The sequence below is a fragment of the Klebsiella sp. LTGPAF-6F genome (genome assembly GCF_001753185.1).
Lineage (GTDB): Bacteria > Pseudomonadota > Gammaproteobacteria > Enterobacterales > Enterobacteriaceae > Klebsiella > Klebsiella michiganensis.
Genome location: NZ_CP017450.1, coordinates 1,287,680 through 1,304,728, shown reverse-complemented (window position 1 = coordinate 1,304,728; position 17,049 = coordinate 1,287,680). Strand labels below are relative to the sequence as shown.

18 protein-coding genes are annotated in these 17,049 nt (G+C 55.4%); 10 read left to right on the top strand and 8 right to left on the bottom strand.

Going from position 1 to position 17,049, the window contains the following annotated elements; translation table 11 throughout:
* Positions 1-4 precede the first annotated feature (4 nt).
* From BJF97_RS06110 to BJF97_RS06075, 8 genes are read left to right on the top strand one after another with little or no spacing between them, the layout of a single operon-like run.
* Positions 5-1,222, top strand: a complete 1,218-nt coding sequence (locus BJF97_RS06110) for a lipopolysaccharide biosynthesis protein (RefSeq protein ID WP_014228045.1) — start codon at positions 5-7, stop codon at positions 1,220-1,222.
* Positions 1,213-2,595, top strand: coding sequence for a hypothetical protein (locus BJF97_RS06105; protein ID WP_032693188.1), 1,383 nt, complete (start codon positions 1,213-1,215; stop codon positions 2,593-2,595). Before BJF97_RS06110 ends, BJF97_RS06105 begins: the two co-directional genes overlap by 10 nt.
* A complete protein-coding gene (locus BJF97_RS06100) occupies positions 2,588-3,613 on the top strand; it encodes a glycosyltransferase (RefSeq protein WP_014837478.1) in 1,026 nt (341 codons plus the stop codon). Before BJF97_RS06105 ends, BJF97_RS06100 begins: the two co-directional genes overlap by 8 nt.
* Positions 3,594-4,808 carry a glycosyltransferase family 4 protein gene (locus tag BJF97_RS06095; RefSeq protein WP_032693186.1) on the top strand — a complete coding sequence of 405 codons (1,215 nt, stop codon included), beginning with the start codon at positions 3,594-3,596 and terminating at the stop codon, positions 4,806-4,808. Before BJF97_RS06100 ends, BJF97_RS06095 begins: the two co-directional genes overlap by 20 nt.
* Positions 4,805-5,920 (top strand): glycosyltransferase family 4 protein, encoded by a 1,116-nt coding sequence (locus BJF97_RS06090; RefSeq protein ID WP_014228041.1) that lies wholly within the window; start codon positions 4,805-4,807, stop codon positions 5,918-5,920. The genes BJF97_RS06095 and BJF97_RS06090 overlap by 4 nt, the downstream gene beginning before the upstream one ends.
* Positions 5,917-6,327 (top strand): hypothetical protein, encoded by a 411-nt coding sequence (locus BJF97_RS06085; protein ID WP_014228040.1) that lies wholly within the window; start codon positions 5,917-5,919, stop codon positions 6,325-6,327. The genes BJF97_RS06090 and BJF97_RS06085 overlap by 4 nt, the downstream gene beginning before the upstream one ends.
* Before the next feature lie 2 nt (positions 6,328-6,329).
* The gene (locus tag BJF97_RS06080; protein ID WP_032693185.1) at positions 6,330-7,748 is read left to right on the top strand and encodes a DUF4832 domain-containing protein; all 1,419 of its coding nucleotides are present in this window, start codon (positions 6,330-6,332) and stop codon (positions 7,746-7,748) included.
* 2 nt (positions 7,749-7,750) lie between these two features.
* Positions 7,751-8,257, top strand: a complete 507-nt coding sequence (locus BJF97_RS06075; protein WP_014228038.1) for a serine acetyltransferase — start codon at positions 7,751-7,753, stop codon at positions 8,255-8,257.
* Positions 8,258-8,339: 82 nt separating this feature from the next.
* On the opposite strand, the gene crl is transcribed toward BJF97_RS06075, so the two are convergent.
* From crl to gpt, 3 genes are all read right to left on the bottom strand, one after another.
* Entirely contained in the window at positions 8,340-8,738 is a 399-nt protein-coding gene (gene crl, locus BJF97_RS06070; RefSeq protein WP_004847949.1) for a sigma factor-binding protein Crl, read from the bottom strand.
* Positions 8,739-8,795: 57 nt separating this feature from the next.
* Positions 8,796-10,040, bottom strand: coding sequence for an esterase FrsA (gene frsA / locus BJF97_RS06065; protein ID WP_014837474.1), 1,245 nt, complete (start codon positions 10,038-10,040; stop codon positions 8,796-8,798).
* A 106-nt stretch (positions 10,041-10,146) separates the two neighbouring features.
* Positions 10,147-10,605, bottom strand: a complete 459-nt coding sequence (gene gpt / locus BJF97_RS06060; protein WP_004129200.1) for a xanthine phosphoribosyltransferase — start codon at positions 10,603-10,605, stop codon at positions 10,147-10,149.
* 258 nt (positions 10,606-10,863) lie between these two features.
* Here gpt and pepD point away from each other — a divergent pair, with 258 nt between their 5' ends.
* Positions 10,864-12,321 (top strand): cytosol nonspecific dipeptidase, encoded by a 1,458-nt coding sequence (gene pepD, locus BJF97_RS06055; protein ID WP_014228036.1) that lies wholly within the window; start codon positions 10,864-10,866, stop codon positions 12,319-12,321.
* A gap of 102 nt (positions 12,322-12,423) precedes the next feature.
* Here pepD and BJF97_RS06050 read toward each other — a convergent pair whose 3' ends face one another.
* Together BJF97_RS06050 and dinB are read right to left on the bottom strand one after the other, a co-directional pair.
* Positions 12,424-12,888, bottom strand: a complete 465-nt coding sequence (locus tag BJF97_RS06050; RefSeq protein ID WP_032693183.1) for a GNAT family N-acetyltransferase — start codon at positions 12,886-12,888, stop codon at positions 12,424-12,426.
* 2 nt (positions 12,889-12,890) lie between these two features.
* Complete coding sequence (gene dinB / locus BJF97_RS06045) at positions 12,891-13,946, bottom strand: DNA polymerase IV (RefSeq protein ID WP_014228034.1); 1,056 nt, start codon at positions 13,944-13,946, stop codon at positions 12,891-12,893.
* Positions 13,947-14,105: 159 nt separating this feature from the next.
* Between dinB and BJF97_RS06040 the strand changes: the two genes are divergently transcribed.
* Entirely contained in the window at positions 14,106-14,963 is an 858-nt protein-coding gene (locus BJF97_RS06040) for a glycerophosphodiester phosphodiesterase family protein (protein WP_014228033.1), read from the top strand.
* A 32-nt stretch (positions 14,964-14,995) separates the two neighbouring features.
* On the opposite strand, the gene nqrM is transcribed toward BJF97_RS06040, so the two are convergent.
* The 3 genes from nqrM to nqrE are packed head-to-tail and all read right to left on the bottom strand — an operon-like array spanning position 14,996 to position 17,045.
* Entirely contained in the window at positions 14,996-15,211 is a 216-nt protein-coding gene (gene nqrM, locus BJF97_RS06035) for a (Na+)-NQR maturation NqrM (RefSeq protein WP_004847934.1), read from the bottom strand.
* Between the two features lie 2 nt (positions 15,212-15,213).
* Positions 15,214-16,437 (bottom strand): NADH:ubiquinone reductase (Na(+)-transporting) subunit F, encoded by a 1,224-nt coding sequence (gene nqrF, locus BJF97_RS06030; protein ID WP_004847931.1) that lies wholly within the window; start codon positions 16,435-16,437, stop codon positions 15,214-15,216.
* Between the two features lie 11 nt (positions 16,438-16,448).
* A complete protein-coding gene (gene nqrE, locus BJF97_RS06025; protein WP_004847929.1) occupies positions 16,449-17,045 on the bottom strand; it encodes an NADH:ubiquinone reductase (Na(+)-transporting) subunit E in 597 nt (198 codons plus the stop codon).
* Positions 17,046-17,049 lie beyond the last annotated feature (4 nt).

The window sequence follows — 17,049 nt, the reverse complement described above, 5'->3', positions numbered from 1 at the left end:
GATTATGAACTTAATTAAGAGTATTTCTTCAATTGCCAGCTCCTCGGTCCTCTCGCAGGCGATCGGCGCTTTTTCCGTGTGGCTGATTTCCCATCGCTACGGCATGGCGGAAGTCGGGCACTATGCGATGATCTACAGCAACGTGCTGATTGGCGCGCAGGTTTGCACCTTTGCGTCGCAGCTGCTGATCCCGCGCCAGGAAGAGCATGAGCTGGGGCAGAACGTGGTGTTTTGCCTGCTGCAAAGCCTGCTTCTGGCGCTGCCGTGGGCGGTCATCACCGGACTGATATTCCATCTCAATATTGCGTTTCTCTACCTGCTCACCTTCGGCTATGCGCTGGTTTTGATCGCCGAGAACCTCTCGCTGCGCGGCGGTAACTATCAGTTCCTCACCTTCCAGCGTATCGCCGTGTCGCTGGTGGTGGCGATAGCTCTGCTGGCGATGCCGAATACCACGCTGTTCTATATTGCCTGGATGGCGGGCATTTTGCTGCTGCTCGGCCTCTGCCTGCTGCGTTTGTTTCGCTTCAGCACCCTGACGCCGGCGCACTTTTCACCGCGAGCGAACGGCCTTTTTGCGCGCCAGCACTGGCAGCACCTCAGCCGCGTCGGCAGCGCGGAAGTGCTGGCGATGGCCAGCAATAATCTGCCGACGATGTTGATAAATATCTGGTTTTCACCGCTGGTCGCGGGCTATTTCTCGGTGGTGAGCCGCTTCTGTTTATCACCGGTGATGATTGTCGGTAACGCGGTGCGCAACTCCATCTTTTCAAAATGGTCGATGGATTTTCGCAACGGCACCTTTAACTATCCGGAGTACAAAAAGATTCGCCTGCTGCTGATGGCCGCGGCGCTGATCTGTATCCTTGGGATCTGGATTTTCTATCCGCTGGTCATGCGCCTGGGCTTCAGTCAGGAGTGGCTCAATTCCATTCCGACCTCACGCTATATGCTGCCTTATCTGTTCGCCGCGCTGGCCGTCAGTCCGCTGACCGTTATTGAGCTTATCTTTGGTTCTAAACGCTATTTTTTACGCATTCAGATCGAGCAGCTGCTGATCATTATTGTCGCTTTTATCGCGCTGCCTGAATTGGGCCAGCGCTATGAGATAGCCCTCCTGACGTTCTCCGTGCTGACCAGCATTCGCTATCTGTTCATCCTGCTGAAAATGAACAAACGGGCGCTACAGCTCTCCCGGCAGGAGCAGAAAATATGCAGCTAAACACCGGTCGCTATCTGGAGGTATTCGCGCTGACGACCATCGTCTTCTGCGGCACGATTCAGTATTTCACCGGTGTGGCAGCCGTGCTGTGGCTCCCCTTTTTCATGGTGCTGGTGATGGTGGTCCTGCTGATGATGCAAAGCCGGCCGCAGCCACTGGCGCTTAGCGCGCGCGAGAAGGTGGTGCTGGCGCTGTATCTGACGTTTATCATCCTTAGCCTCTGCGCCACGGTTTTACAATCCGGCATCGTTACCGCCATCGTCGGCTTCAAAAATGAACTGGCCCTGTCGCTGGTGATGTTTTGCATGCTGCTCGGCATGTTTCGCGAGTCGCAGCTGCACCGCCTGACCCGGCTATTTTACTGGCTGTTCTACGTCCAGTTCCCGCTGGCTATCTATCAGGTGCTGGTGGTGGTGCCAAAACGCGTGGCTTTGCGCGGCGAGGATGAAAAGTGGGATTCGGTGGTCGGCACGTTTGGCGGCGACCCGATGGGCGGCGGCAATACCGCGACCATGGGGATGTTCTGCCTGCTGATTATGCTGCTGAAGGTGTCCGAATTTAAGCACGGTATCTGCTCGTTCAAGTCGATGGCGGCGCATATCGTGCTGGCCTTTTTCCTCTGCGTGGTGGGCGAGGTAAAATTCGTGATTCTGCTGTCGCCGTTCTTACTGGCGCTGCTGTGGATCATGCCCGCTTACGTCAGCGGCATCAGCAAAGTCACCCTGCGCTCGTTGATGATTATCGCCGCCGGAATGGTGGTGCTAATTTTTGCCGCTATCACCATTCTGGCGTCCAATTACTCGTCGGCCTTCGGCGGGGACCCGACCAAAAGCGCGCTCTCGGTATTTATCGATTCCCTCGGCTATATCTTTGATACCAATTACATTATGGAAAGCGGCGAGCTCGGTCGGTTTACCACTATTTTCTTCTGGCTCCAGCATAACGAGCTTTTTGGCCCCGGCGGGATGCTGTTTGGCTACGGTCTGAACGCTACCAACAGCGGCAGTACCGTCTCCCCCGGCTATATTGGCGCCTGGTATCATCTGATACTCGACTCCACCGCGCTGAGCATGATGCTGTGGGAAGTCGGTATTATCGGCGTGATCTTATTTATCGCCATGATTGCCGCTATTCTCATCGGCATGCGGCCCAAAGAGACCTTTTCCCGCTACGATCTCAAACGGGAAGATTTACAGCTGCTCAGCTCCGCGCCTGCGTTTTACGTCTTTGCCATTGGCTGTTTGCTCAGCCTTCCCTACAGCCAGATCCTGATGATCATTCCCATGCTACAGTTTTTATTATGGCTGGCCCTCGGGGCGCTTATTGTCATTCATCGTTCCGTCCGTCTGAACTCCGGTACCCAATATGAATAAAACGCCATCAATTACCGTCAGCATTAAGACCCTCAACGAAGCGCAGGGTATTGAAAAAACGATCGACAGCGTCCGCAAACAATTGCAGCCTTACCCGCATCAGATTATCGTCGCCGATAGCCTGTCCACCGACAATACCCGGGAGCTGGCCGTCGCCAAAGACGCGATGGTGGTCTGCCTCGATAACGCGAAAGATCGCTGCTGCGGCGTGGGCCACCAGCTGGGCTGGTTATTCAGCGAAGGGGACTATCTGCTGCTGCTGGACGGCGATATGGAGCTGGAGCCGGGTTTTCTCGACACCGCCGTGGCGTTTCTTGAAACGCATCCCGAATATGCGGGCGTGGCGGGCAGCGTCGAGATGGATGACGCCGCTAACTATGAGTTTAAATCGCGCAAGCAGCGTCTGCATCTTATCTATCCGCAGGGCGATACCGATCATCTTGGCGGCGGCGGCCTTTACCGCCGTTCGGCAATCGAGAAAATTGGCTATCTGACCAATCTTAACCTTCACGGTTATGAAGAAGCCGAATTGGGGATCCGCTTGCAGGCCGCGGGCTATAAACTCCACCGCCTCGCCGCGCCCTATTTTAGCCATGCGTCCTATACCATGCCGACATTTAAAATGCTGACCTATCGCTGGAAGAACGGTTTTTTATGGGCGCCGGGTGAGCTATTACGCAACTGCTGGGGAAAAAAGCATTTCCCCGCCGCGCTTAAGATTGTTCGCAACGAACTGATATTCACGCTGTATATCCTGGTATTGATTATTTGCCTCCTGTCGTTCAATCCCGGGGTGATTATTATCGCCCTGCTTCCGCTGCTGGCGTTTATCGCGCTGAAGGCGATTAAAAATAAGTCGCTGCGCGACGGCGTTCAGAGCGTGATCAACTTATCGTTATTTTCCGCAGGTATGGTGCGAGGCGTCATTAACCCCGTTCGCGATCCGCTGAAACAACCCGCCGTGACCGTCTCCAACCCAAAACATATCCAGACAGAACATGAAAATATTATTCGTTAATAAATTCTTTTTTATTAAGGGCGGAGCGGAAACCGTTTTTTTCCAGGAGCGAGACGCCATGCTGCAAGCGGGCTATCAGGTTGTCGACTTCAGCATGCAGCATGCGGAAAATAAGCCTTCGCCCTGGGAAAGCTTCTTCGTACATAACGTGGATTATCATCAAAGCCACGGGCTGACGGGCAAGTTCAAAGCGGGCATCGACTTTATCTACAACGCTGAGGCCTGCAATAAGCTCAACACCCTGCTGCTGGAGCAGCGCCCGGATATTGTGCACTTTCATAATATCTACCACCAGCTGACGCCCGCATTGATTGGCGTCGCTAAGCGCTTTGGCTGCAAAACCGTACTGACGGCGCACGATTATAAAATCGTCTGCCCATCGTACACCATGCTGCGCGATGGCCACGTCTGCGATGACTGTCTTACCGGTTCGGTGAGCAATGCCTTTCGCCATCGTTGCCAGCAGGGCGATACCTTTAAAAGCCTGCTGCTCTCGCTTGAGGCCTACTGGCAAAAGTTCGCGCAAAATTACGCCATGCTCGATTGCATTATCGCTCCCAGCGAATTTATGCGTCAGACGCTGCTGCGTAAATTACCCAGGTCGCGGATCGATGTGATCGTCAACGGTATTGATGCCAGCACCACGATCCCGGGCGATACGGCGGGAGATTATTTCCTCTATATCGGCCGCTTGAGCCGTGAGAAAGGCGTCGCCACCCTGGCGCTGGCGCAGCAAAAAATGCAGCAGTCCATGCCGCTGAAAATCGTCGGCGATGGCCCTCTCGGCAGCGACCTGCGCGCCCGCTTTAGCGGTCCGGAATTTCTCGGCTATATGCGCCACGGAGACGCGCTCAACGCGTTGATTCGCGGCGCGCGGGCGGTGATCGTCCCTTCCGAATATTATGAAAACTGCTCGATGTCGGTGCTGGAGGCCATGGCGTTCGGTCGCCCCGTCGTCGGCGGCAATATCGGCGGCATTCCGGAGCAAATTCGCGATGGCATTGATGGCTATCTGGTGGAACCCGGGGATGCCGACGCGCTGGCGCGCATCATGGATAGCCTGGCCGTCAATCCGCAGCAGGCGCGTGAAATGGGCATCAACGCACGCCAGCGTTTAGAGGAGAAATACGATCTCGCCCGGCATATGCAGGTTCTGCAGGAACTCTATCAGCAGCTCGTGGGGGAAGCGAAATGAAGCTCAAAGTGACGGTGCTTGGCACCCGCGGTATTCCGAACGTCCAGGGCGGGGTTGAGACCCACTGCCAGAATCTCTATCCGGAAATCTATCACCAGAATCACGCCGATATCTGCGTCATTGCCCGCTCACCGTACGTGGACTATCGCCGTAGCGAATATAAAGGCGTGCGGTTGAAAAGCCTGTGGGCGCCCAAAAGCCGTAAATTCGAAGCCATTATTCACTCTACGCTGGCCGCATTCAGCACCCTGTTTGACGGCTCAAATGTGGTTCACGTTCACGCGGTCGGCCCAGGCCTGGTGGTCCCGCTGCTGCGCCTGCTCGGCAAACGCGTCGTTTTTACCCACCACGGCCCGGACTACGATCGCCAGAAGTGGGGCAAAATGGCGAAAGAGATGCTGCGCCTCGGTGAGAAATGGGCGGTGAAATATGCCAACGAGGTTATTGTTATCTCGGAAGTGATTAATACGCTGATTAAGACCAAACACGGCCGTACCAACGCTAACGTGATCTATAACGGCGTGCGCCAACCGCAGCTTCCCGCCGAAGAGACGCGACGGGCCACGCTGAATCAGTATTCGCTGGAAGCCGGGCAATACGTTGTCGCCGTCGCCCGTTTTGTGGAAGAAAAAGGGCTGCACGATCTGCTTGCCGCCTACAAAGCCTCGAACTGTTCGCTGCCGCTGGTGCTGATTGGCGATGCCGACCATCCCGATGAGTACAGCGAGCGGCTGAAGAAGCAGGCGGCCGAAACCCCGGGAGCGATCATGACCGGTTTTATTAGCGGCGATCCGCTGCACACTTTGTTCTCACAGGCCGGGCTTTTTGTTCTACCGTCTTATCACGAAGGGCTGCCCATTGCCCTGCTGGAGGCCATGTCCTGGTCACTGCCGGTTATCGTCAGCGATATCCCGGCCAACCTCGAGATTGGCCTGCCTGCCGAGGTCTATTTTCCGACGGGCAATGTCGCCGCGCTGGCGCAAAAGCTCCAGTCCTGGCGCGGCGAGGAGACCGCGGATTACAGCCAACTGATGCCCAAATACCGCTGGCCGGACATTGCGGCAAAAACCGCTCAGGTCTATCAGCGTTTAACGAATAAGAGTCAACCGTGACTAAATCAACATCCGACCTGGTCGTCGAGCGCTTTTATTCCGCGCTTGACCCGGAAACAGAAACCTCACTCACGCCGGAGCAAAAGCGCGGTATTGAACAGGCGCTGGTGAGATCGAGCCTGGCCTCGCGCCATCGCATCGATTTTCGCCACAGTTTTCCTTTTCTGCATCGCCGCTATTTCGTGGTCTTTTTATGCGGCCGCGATCTGCGCAAAATTCCGCGAGAGAGTACGCTGCTCGGGCGTATATTCTCCACCCTGGCGATTACCATCGCCGTGCTGTTCGCCATTCTTGCGGTGCTGCTGGCGCTCTATATGCTGAAATCCGCGCTGGGTATCGATGTGTTTAAAAACTTCCACGTCGGTATCTGGACGTGGTTTGTGAACCTCCACGATAAAGTGAATTAACGATGAGCTCTTTTTCGCTGCGCCGCGCCGCGCTGCTTGTGGCGCTACTGCTGGCCGGAGTCATACCCTCAGCGGCAGTGCTGGCTGAACGCACGGTTATCACCCCGCCGGCCTTTACCGGTCTGTTGACGAACCCAGGGATCGGCGTGGCCAGTTTCCACGATGGTTATGGTCAGAAACCCTCTCTGAAAGAGTATCCGGACACCGGGTTTGAATACGATCGCTTTTACTGGAGCGATCTGGAGCCTGAAGAAGGCGTCTATGATTTTGCGCCGATCGATCGTGCTTTCAGCGTCGCCGCCCGGCATAAGCCGGCGATGAACGTCGGATTGCGTTTCATGGCGCTCGATGAACCGCAATCGGGCTCGAAAATCCCCGCCTGGCTTATCAAAAAAGGCATTCAGGGACAATGGGTCGAAAATGGCAAAACCTTTGTGCCGGACCTCAGCGATCCGACCTTTATCGCCTATGCGCAAAAGCTGCTTAACGCCCTCGGCGCGCGTTATGACGGCAATCCGAACCTCGCGTTTGTCGATATCGGCATGGTGGGTTCGTGGGGGGAATGGCACAACTCCAATTTCACTGACGTTGCGCCGTTGCTGGAAAAGTACGCTCCGGAGCAGCTCAATCGCTACGTTGATATGCACTTCAGCAGCTTCCCGAAAACGCCCAAAATCATGTTAATCAGCGGCGGTAATTCGCTGGCCTGGGCCAGCCAAAAAGGCGCGGGGTGGCGCGCGGATTGCTGGGGAGACTGGCATAACTTTTCCGCAGCGTGGAGCCATATGCGCGATGATTATCCTCAACGCCTGGCCGCGGCGCAGACGGCGTGGTCCGGGTTTAATGATAGCTGGCAGCACGCCCCCGTTAGCCTGGAAATTTGCGGTTATATGGCGGAGTGGGAAAGCGTGCAGCACTACACCCGCGAAGAGGTCCAGGCAAGCTTCGACTGGGCATTAGCGCAGCACGCCAGTACCCTGAATCTGAAATCGCGTCCGGTGCCGGCAGCGTATCGCGATATCGTTGATAGCGCGTTATTGCGAATCGGCTACCGCTACCGGGTGGGTCAGCTGGAATGGGATACGCCCGTACGCAGCGGCATGCCGCTTACGCTAAACGTCACCTGGCGTAACGACGGCGTCGCGCCAGCCTATCTCCCGTACCTTGTGCAATGGCGGATAGTCAATGACGCCGGAACGACCGTTACGCAAATCAAAACGGCGGATGACGTTCGCCAGTGGCTGCCCGGCGATCATCACAGCAGCGCTACGCTGCCGCTGCCTGCCGGACTCCCGGGCGGCCAATATCGTCTGGAAGCGGCCCTGACCAATTATCAGGGCCAGCCGCGTATTCAACTCGCTAACGAAGGTAAAACCGGTGATGGATGGTATTCACTGGCTTCGTTTAACCTTAAGGAATAACCATGTTTGAGGCTATCAGGCTGGTCGCCCGGGAAATCAAATCCTGCGGCGGCATAAAAGCGAAAATCGCGGTTCTGCTTTATCGTCTGGCGACGCTCTATCGCAGCCGTAATCCTCTGTGGAAGATCTGCGGTATCCCCTTCGTTATTCTCAATATCGTGATTAACGAGTGTTTATTTTGCATTGAGCTGCCGTGGCGAGCGCGCATTGGCTATGGGCTGAAGCTGTATCATCCGCACTGCATCGTGATTAATCGGGGAACGGTCATCGGCCAGAACTGCACCCTGCGCCAGGGCGTCACGATTGGCAGCGTGACCGACAGTCAGGGCCGTGAGGGCGACAGCCCGCGCATCGGCGATAACGTCGAATTTGGCGCCCACGCCGTGGTGATTGGCGCGGTCACGCTGGGCGACAACGTCAAGGTTGGGGCAGGCACGGTGGTGACCAAAGATCTGGCCGCAGGAATGATTGCCGTCGGTCAACCCTGTCGGGTATTAAACGGTATTTAGCGCGGGTTTGCCTGGGAAGGAAACCCGCGCTGGTCGAAACGCGGGTTTTATTGCGAGCAGGATGACAGCCGCTGACCGGAACTCAGGCTCTCAGCTTAACCGGTTCGCTAAAATCATCGGCGGGCTCCAGCTTAAGACTGAACGTCGCCAGCAACGCTTCGGCTCGTTCGTGAAAACCACGTAGCGTCTTTTCAAGCTTTTCAGTGACTTCAGGATCGTCAATCGCGACCGGACGCCAGACGCCCTCTTTGTCGAACAATCCAAACTGATAGCTATAGGTGAAGCGCGATTCCTGCGCTTCCATCTCCATCCACCATCCCCAGAACTCGCGTTTTTCAGGCGCTGGTTTTACGTTGACGCAAACAGCCAGGCAATCGAAAAAGAAGCGGTTGTCTTCACATTGCTCCTCACGGATGTAAGGGCCAAGCGCCGTGAATTTCTTAATCAGCTTACTCTTCAGGTGTCCACTCGGTAACGTCATTGCGATCTCCTTTAGTGATGCCATGACGTTACCAAATCGATAGAATTTAGCAATATATTAACTAAATCTATGGCTAATCCAGCGGGCGATCTGCCGCAGCGCGTGATCGAAATTGCGATAGACCGGATTGAACGGGATCTCCAGCAGCTTGCCATCGGATGATGATGAAGTAATCAGCCGCGACTCCTCCTCCGGGCTGAACGGATCGTCTTTCCAGAAGCCTGAGAGCATCGGCGTGGGGCAGCGGCGCCCCAGCAGCCCCTGAACCTTCAGGGAATAGCGGTTAAGCTCAACGCGCAGCGCGTCGTCGGAAGCGTCATGCATCCCCAGCCGCGAAGCCAGAACGTCAAGATACATCTCCGGCACCCGCCCCTGATGCAGCGGGTCCACCAGCAGGCCGTGTACCACCGGCCCCAGGCAGGCCACCGCCTTCAGGCGCTGGGACTCAAGATAGCCCAGCCGCACGGCGATATTCGCGCCGAAACGGAAACCAAAGGCGGCCACGCGGGTATGATCGACCCAGGGCACATTAGCCAGATGCTGCAGCACATACTGGTGCAGCAGACTGGTATCCTGGGTCAGCTTGCATTTTGAGGAGAAACCGATGGAAGGCATATCCACGGTCAGCATAGCGATACCCAACGGCGCAAAATAGTTTTCATACAGGTTGTAATAGTCGGTCTGTAGCGCGTCAAGCCCGCCGCACATCAGTACCGTCGGGAACGGCCCATCGCCTGGCGGCATATGCAGGAAACCGGTGATCGGCGCGGCGCCGGGGATAGAGAACTCCAGCTCTCGCAGCTTGCCGGGCAAGCGCTGAGCGGCTTCTTCATAAGCCCGGTATGCCAGCACCTGCGCCTGTTCCGCCAGCTCGTCGCCCTTGATGTGCGGATAGGCGGCAATGCTGTAAAGGTTTGCCGCATGGAGCCAGTGACGACCACTCACGAGCAGATTCGCTTCCTGACCGGCCTTCTGCTGCCAGTCCATCGCCTGTTTGGCCCATTCAAAGATCCAGTTGCCGCCGCGATAGCCAACGACCGTATCGTAAAGCTCCGGGTCGGTTCGCTCGGCATCGCTCATGACGATGCGCGCCTGCACGTCGAGGATTTCCTGCGGCGTCACGCCACGCCAGATCCACATCAGGCGGTTAATCAATCGATACCAGTGATCAACGTGATTACCGCTGAGCGCAGACTGGATCGGTTGCTGCGCTCCGGTATTAAACCGACGCACCAGCGTGGAGGTTTCCGGATGTTTGAATCGGGGTTTAAACAGCGTTTCGCTAAGGTTAGCCTGGGACATGTGCAGCCTCCATCATGTTGCCACTGAAGCTATTGTAACCTGCGCAAGGGTAAAAAAAACCACGCCCGGCAAAACCGGGCGTGGTAATTAGCATTTATGCTGGAAATTAACGACCTGCGATAGGCGGTACGAACACCACGCCCATATCCCACGGCTGTTCAATCCAGGTATCCTGGGGAATATCAACAACATAATCATCAACCAGCGGGCGACCGGCCGGTTTTGCGAAGATAGTGACAAAATGTGCTTTCGGATACATTTCGCGGATGGCTACGGCGGTACCGCCGGTGTCGACGAGGTCATCGATCACGATAAAGCCTTCGCCATCGCCTTCAGCACGTTTCAGCACGGTCAGTTCACGCTGATTATCGTGGTCATAGCTTGAGATGCAAACGGTATCAACATGACGAATACCCAGTTCACGCGCCAGTAGTGCTCCCGGTACCAGACCGCCGCGGCTAACGGCAATAATGCCTTTCCACTGTTCAACCGGCAGCAGGCGTGTGGCCAGCTTGCGGGCGTGAATCTGCAACATGTCCCAGGTGACGACGTATTTTTCGCTCATGTGAAGTGTCCCAGCCTGTGTAATACGGCTTAAATAATGTTCGAGGGGGAAAATGGTTGCGCGAGATTATAGAGATCTGACGCGCTAAAAACCAGCGTTAAGCGGCCACGACGACTCTTTTTACGTGGTTTACACTACCAGAGTACACGGAAAGTGGTATTCTCAACCCCATCGCGCAAGCCCGGGCTTGTAGTGTATTTGATTGCTAACCCCTCGATCTGCAAACGACTTTTGCAGGTGATTGTAAGGAGACTTATCGTGTCTGAACTGTCTCAATTATCCCCGCAGCCGCTGTGGGATATTTTTGCCAAAATCTGCTCTATTCCTCACCCCTCCTATCACGAAGAACAGCTCGCTGAGCACATCATGGGCTGGGCAAAAGAAAAAGGCTTACACGCGGAACGCGACCAGGTTGGCAACATTCTGATTCGTAAAGGCGCGACTGCCGGTATGGAAAACCGCAAACCGGTTGTGCTGCAGGCGCACCTCGATATGGTGCCGCAGAAAAATAACGATACCGTTCATGACTTCGCTAAGGACCCGATTCAGCCGTACATCGACGGCGAGTGGGTCAAAGCGCGCGGCACCACCCTGGGCGCCGACAACGGTATCGGCATGGCTTCCGCGCTGGCGGTACTGGCTGACGACAACGTGGTTCACGGCCCGCTGGAAGTGCTGCTGACCATGACGGAAGAAGCCGGTATGGACGGCGCGTTTGGCCTGCAGGCCAACTGGCTGCAGGCGGATATCCTGATCAACACCGACTCCGAAGAAGAAGGTGAGATTTACATGGGCTGCGCGGGGGGTATCGACTTCACCTCTGACCTGGCGCTGACCCGTGAAGCCGTTCCGGCCGGTTTCCAGAGCTTTAAGCTGACCCTTAAAGGACTCAAAGGCGGCCACTCCGGCGGCGAGATCCACGTTGGTTTAGGTAATGCCAACAAGCTGCTGGCACGCTTCCTCGCAGGCCATGCTGAAGAGCTGGATCTGCGCCTGGTCGATTTCAACGGCGGCACCCTGCGCAACGCGATCCCGCGTGAAGCGTTCGCGACGGTCGCCGTGGCCGCGGATAAAGCGGACGCGCTGAAAGCGCTGGCTAATGAATACCAGGCGATCCTGAAAAACGAGCTGGCGGCCAAAGAGAAAAACCTGACTGTGCTGCTGGAGTCGGTTGCTAACGAGCAGCCTGCGCTGACGGCCCAATCTCGTGATACCTTTGTGCGTCTGCTGAACGCCACGCCAAACGGCGTCATCCGCAACTCTGATGTGGCAAAAGGCGTGGTGGAAACCTCGCTGAACGTCGGTGTGGTGACCATGACCGGCGACAACGTGCAGATTCACTGCCTGATTCGCTCGCTGATCGACAGCGGCAAAAATTATGTCGTGAGCATGCTGGATTCGCTGGGCAAGCTGGCCGGTGCAAAAACCGAAGCGAAAGGCGCCTACCCGGGCTGGCAGCCGGACGCCAACTCGCCGGTGATGCATCTGGTGCGTGAAACCTATCAGCGTCTTTTCAACAAGACGCCGAACATCCAGATTATCCACGCGGGCCTGGAGTGCGGTCTGTTCAAAAAACCGTATCCGGATATGGACATGGTTTCTATCGGGCCAACCATCACCGGTCCTCACTCCCCGGATGAGCAGGTTCATATCGAAAGCGTGGGCCAGTACTGGACGCTGTTGACTGAACTGCTGAAATCCATTCCGGCGAAGTAAGACAACACAGGCCCACTCCGCAGAGAGTGGGCCTTTTCTTTATAAAATGACCGAGCGAAAGCACGCCGTGCCGATTGTGGTAACCGCATCCGGGCATACCTGTCACGCGCTGTATGTGGGGTCGATTTGCCGCCGCATCAAATAATTAAGAAATCGTTCACCCCGCGCCGTCACTTCCTGTGGCTGAATAACCGTGAAGCCGTGACGCGCAAAAAAGGGCTTTGCCGTAATACTGGCCTCTACCCTATAAGCGCGCTCAGGAAGCTGCCTCAATAGCGTATTGAGCAGCGCGCTGGCGACGCCCTGGCGGCTATAGTCGGGAGAGACAAATAGTAAATCGATATAGTCATCCACGGCGGTAATAAACCCGACCGGCGAGGCATCATTTATTGCCACCAGTACGCGTGACGCCGCAAGTTTTTGCCGCCAGCGGGCTTCATCAACCTGCGCCCAGGCGGCAATTTGCCGGGGGGAATAGTCAGCGCTGGCGGTCTCTTTAACGGCGCGTAAAAATAGTGCGCATAGCGCCGGAAAATCCCGCTCTTCGTACATTCTTATCGTTAACATTGTTACAATCCCAAAACGAGTTGCCGCTCCAGCTGCGGATCAAGCAGCGTCACGTGCAGCCCCACCAGCCTGACTCCCCGACCTCCGCGCCGCTCGTGCCAGGCTTTATGCGCGGTAGAAATCAAATCATCTTTATTCAGCCGGGGCCAGACATGTTCCTGGGTGGTGAGCTGAAAATCATTAAACTTCAGCTTGACCCCCTGACGGGCAATCAGCAAATCCGGTTTAACCTTCGCCAGTCGCCGTTCCAGCTCCGGGTAGAGGTTCTCAATAATCGATTCACACTCCACCCATTCGTGGATATCTTCTATCAGGGTTCGTTCAACGCCCACCGATTTGCGCTGGCGCTCGCTGCTGATTTCTCGTTCATCAATCCCCTGGCTGCGTTCCCACAGTATCCGCCCAAATTTACCAAAGCGCTTGAGCAGCATCGCCAGATCGCTGTTCTGCACATCTTCACAGGTCCTCAGCCCCATGCTCTCGAGCTTTGCGGCGGAAACCTTGCCTACCCCCGGGATCTTCGATAGCGGCAACGTTTTGACAAACTCCGCGACCTGATGCGGCGCAATAACAAACTGACCGTTGGGTTTATTCAGATCCGAGGCGATTTTTGCGAGAAATTTTACCGGCGCAATTCCTGCCGAAGCGGTCAAATTTAGCTCACGATGGATGGTCTCGCGGATCTCCTGCGCCATCAGCGTCGCCGACCCCTGACAATGAACGCTGTCGCTAACGTCGAGATAGGCTTCATCCAGCGATAATGGTTCGATTAACGAGGTATAGCGGGAAAAAATTTCCCGGATATGGTTCGACGCCTCTTTATAGGCGTCAAAGCGGCCGGGAAGCAGCGTCAGGTGGGGGCAAAGTTTGAGCGCGGTGGCGGTTGGCATGGCGCTGCGCACGCCGAATTTACGCGCCGGATAGTTAGCCGTACTGATAACACCGCGCTGCACCCGACTGCCGCCAATGGCAATAGGGATGTCGCGCAGTGCCGGGTTGTCACGCATTTCCACCGCCGCGAAGAAGCAGTCCATATCAACGTGGATGATTTTACGCATAGCCAAACCTTAGACTGTACATGCATACAGTATAGCAAAATACGGCGAAATTTAATCTTTTTAAATCCACTATCCTGAAAAACGTGCTACAACATAAAATTGCAATAAATATAAGTTACTTTTCATATAGTTATATGAGCATATAAGGTGAATGCAATCATGAAATCAATACTTACTGCGCTTGGTTTGCTTATTGCCAGCAGCGCCTGCGCCGCGCCGCAGCTCATTGCGCATCGGGGAGGCACCGGCGATGCGCCGGAAAATACCCTTCCGGCGATAAAACTTGCGCTGGAGAATAAGGCCGAGGCGATTTGGATAACGGTACAATTAAGCCAGGATGGCGTTCCGGTCTTATATCGCCCGAGCGATCTGTCCGCGCTGACTGACCATACGGGGAAAATCTCAAGCTTCAGCGCTGCCGAGCTGACCCGTATGGACGCGGGATGGACATGGGGCGGTGAAACTCACCCCTGGCGCGGTAAAAACGCAACCATTCCAACGCTGCAATCGGTACTGGAACAGTGGCCGCAGACCTTCTTTTACATCGATATCAAATCGCCTGATGCAGATCCGGCCATCATGGCGGCGCGTCTTAGCGAAGTACTGCAAAAAACCAATAGCCTCTCGCGCGTACGGGTGTATTCAACGGAAGACCGCTATATCGCGGCGCTGCCAGCATCAATCCCCCATTTCGTCAGCCGGGGCGAAACGCGAACGAAGCTGGCTAATATTTCACTTAGCCACCAGTGCCAGCCAACCGCGGCGTCGGGCAATGAATACTGGTACGGTCTGGAGCTGAAACGCAAGGTAGAAGTAGTGGAGAAGTTCACGCTGGGCGAAGGCGTATCGCCAGCCACGCTCACCTGGGATAAAGAAGCTATGGATTGTTTCCGCTCACAGGGCAAAGCCCATATTGTCTTCTTCGGCATTAATAGTGCCGATGATTTTCGTACCGCAAGCGAGCTTGGCGCCGACGGCGTAATGGTAGACTCGCCGGCGAAAGCGAAAGCCTGGTAAATCAAAAAAGGCCGCACGGTGCGGCCTGCTGTTTATAGGATGCGATCCTGCTTGCGCTGCGCTTCGCGAGCCAGGCGTTTTTTGCGCGCATCGCAGGGCTCGGGACAGTCGCAGACCTTTTCCATACCCAGCGATGAGATCCCGCCGCAGCTGCCCTGAATACTTTTGCGCTTGATCAGATAACCAAGCGACATTCCCAGGATAACCAGCGCGAAAATCACAAAGGTCGCGACAAATACCGTCAGCATCATCAGCCTCCAAAATCGTCCAGCATGATGTTTTCATCCTCAACGCCGAGATCTTTAAGCATTTTAATGACCGCGGCGTTCATCACCGGCGGCCCGCACATGTAGAATTCACAATCTTCCGGCGCCGGGTGATCGCGCAGATAGTTTTCATACAGAACGTTATGAATAAAGCCGGTATGGCCGGTCCAGTTATCTTCCGGCTGCGGATCGGAGAGCGCCACGTGGAAGGTAAAATTCGGGTTTTCCCGCGCCAGCTGCTCGAATTCGTCATCATAGAACATTTCTCGCAGAGAGCGCGCACCGTACCAGAAGCTGATTTTACGTTTGCTGTGCAGCCGCTTAAGCTGGTCGAAAATATGCGAGCGCATCGGCGCCATCCCCGCTCCGCCGCCGATAAAGACCATCTCAGCGTCCGTTTCTTTGGCAAAAAATTCCCCAAACGGCCCGGAAATCGTCACTTTATCGCCCGGCTTCAGCGACCAGATATAGGAGGACATGATCCCCGGAGGCGCATCAGGTACCTGCGGCGGCGGCGTTGCAATACGCACGTTGAGCATGATGATACCCTTCTCTTCCGGATAGTTAGCCATGGAGTAGGCGCGTAGCGTTGGCTCTTTCACGTCAGAGACGTAGCGGAAAAGGTTAAATTTATCCCAGTCGCCGCGATACTCGTCCGGAACGTCAAAATCGGCATAGGCAACCTTGTGCGAGGGGCATTCGATCTGAATATACCCGCCGGCCCGGAACGGAACCGCGTCACCGTCCGGCACGCGCAGCTTCAGCTCCTTGATAAAAGTGGCTTTGTTATCGTTCGAGATAACTTCACACTCCCACTTCTTAACGCCAAAAATCTCCTCCGGCAGCTCAATTTTCATGTTCTGCTTCACCGCGACCTGGCAGGCCAGACGGCAGCCCTCTCTCGCCTCACGCTTGGTGATATGAGACAGTTCGGTAGGCAGAATATCACCGCCGCCCTCTTTCACCGTCACCCGGCACTGGCCGCAGGAGCCGCCGCCGCCGCAGGCGGATGAAACAAAGATACCGTTGCTGGAGAGCGTATTCAGCAGCTTGTCGCCGGCCGGAGTACGAATTTGTTTATCCGCTTCGTTATTGATTTCAATGACCACGTCGCCCGCATTCACTAATTTCGAACGCGCGGCCAGTATCAGCCCCGATAGTACCAGGACGATCAGCGTGAACATCACTACGCCAAGAATTATTTCCATACTTTCCGCCCTTATAGCTGCACACCGGAGAATGACATAAAGCCCAGCGCCATCAGACCCGTGGTAATAAAGGTGATCCCTAACCCGCGCAGACCCGCAGGCACGTTTGCGTATTTCATTTTTTCACGAATGCCCGCCATCGCCACAATTGCCAGCAGCCAGCCGATGCCGGAGCCAAAGCCGTAAACGATGGATTCGGTGAAGTTATAGTCACGCTGCACCATGAAGGAGACGCCGCCAAAGATCGCACAGTTGACGGCGATCAGCGGCAGGAAGATCCCCAGCGCGTTATAGAGCGTCGGGAAGTACTTATCGAGGATCATCTCCAGGATTTGCACCAGCGCGGCAATCACGCCAATAAAGGTGATAAAGTTCAGAAAGCTTAAGTCGACGCCTTCAACCAGCGCACCGTCGCGCAGCACCAGGTTATACACCAGATTATTGATCGGCACCGCCAGCCCAAGTACGACCGTTACCGCCACGCCGAGTCCGAAAGCGGTCGAGACCTTTTTCGATACCGCGAGGAAAGTACACATCCCAAGAAAGAAGGCCAGCGCCATATTTTCAACAAACACGGCGCGAACAAACAGGCTAATATAATGAGCCATAATC